Raw genomic sequence first — 1,223 nt, 5'->3', positions numbered from 1 at the left:
ACCGCATGTGCAGGTTTTACGACTGCGGCGCCCGAGCGCGGACCGGCCGGCAGGGGCAAGCCCGCCGAACCTGCATGAACTGGCGTTGCCACGACACAAGGCGATTCTCACGGCAATCGAGAATCGTGATGCGTTGGGCGCTCGGCATGCGACGTTGGTACAGCTGGATGATGCGCGCAGTGCATTGGATGTCTGCTGGGTACCGACCCCGTGTAGCTGGTGCTCATCAATGGAGTGCCTCTAGCACATTTACAGCTCTGGAGGGTGGTATCGCGCTGGCGCACCCCGATCTTTTCGTACATTACCCTTGGCAATACAGCTTGGCGCCCACCCACGCTTTGCATGGTTGACGGGCGTCGCATCAGCCCTATTGCGAAGGAACGCAACATGCCCCTACCAACGTCTACCTCCCCCTCCCGGTTAAATATTCTTGCCCGTGCGGTCAGCACTCAATTCGCCAACCGACCGACGCTTCGTTCGGTTGTGACGAAGATGCTCGAGCAGCAGATTGTTGAAAAAACCGCGCCACTCAATACTGAGATCAGCTCGATTTACCTCGACTTTCCCAATGAAACAGGTGGCTACACCACCCACTCATTGGTCGATGTCGTACTTGCCTATCTCGCCAGCGGCGATACCCCTGTTTTTTCAACACAAATAGATGATCGTCCTGTCCGTTTGGTCAATGCGCAACGGCAGAAAATAACCTACCGATCGATCGGCGATACCGCTGAAAGCACCTGGCCCAGCCTGTCGATGATCGAAGACGTCATTCGGGAACTCCCCTCCCTTCTGTACATCGGTTTCCAGGAGACCCTGGTCGCTTACTGGAATGAGCTCGGCAATAGCGGCAGCAGTCGCTTGCAATGGTTGGGCGATCAACTGCGCGACTCGCTGAGAGCAGCAGCCGTCAGCCAGTCGAGCGGCGATGCGACATTGGCCACGACACTCCTGCAACTGGTCGATCACCCCTGTTTACAAGACCGTCCTCCTCTACCGGCCATTCACGCCTATACCCTGCAAGCCACTGCATCCAAAGGCCTCCAGTCCACGACATTGCAGTCCACCGATCTGCTGATTACTCAGGGGGCACGGGCGCTGCTGTGTAGCGTGTCCGGTACCGTAGAGTCATATGCGTCCCTTGGCGATTTCGGCCAGGCATGGGGACAGAAAATACAACGACCACTGGACCTCGATGCCTTCACCTGGAAGCGCTACGAGCC

At 57.4% G+C, this 1,223-nt stretch carries 2 pseudogenes; both read left to right on the top strand.

Annotated elements, in window-relative coordinates:
* Window positions 1-244: pseudogene (locus tag F8N85_RS35385) on the top strand (hypothetical protein); the annotation flags it as partial.
* Window positions 245-387: 143 nt separating this feature from the next.
* A pseudogene (locus F8N85_RS34330) lies at window positions 388-1,223 on the top strand (hypothetical protein); the annotation flags it as partial.

Source organism: Pseudomonas fluorescens, assembly GCF_902497875.1.
Classification (GTDB): domain Bacteria; phylum Pseudomonadota; class Gammaproteobacteria; order Pseudomonadales; family Pseudomonadaceae; genus Aquipseudomonas; species Aquipseudomonas fluorescens_BR.
The sequence above is the reverse complement of the archived record's forward strand: the minus strand, read 5'-3'. Positions and strand labels throughout refer to the sequence as shown.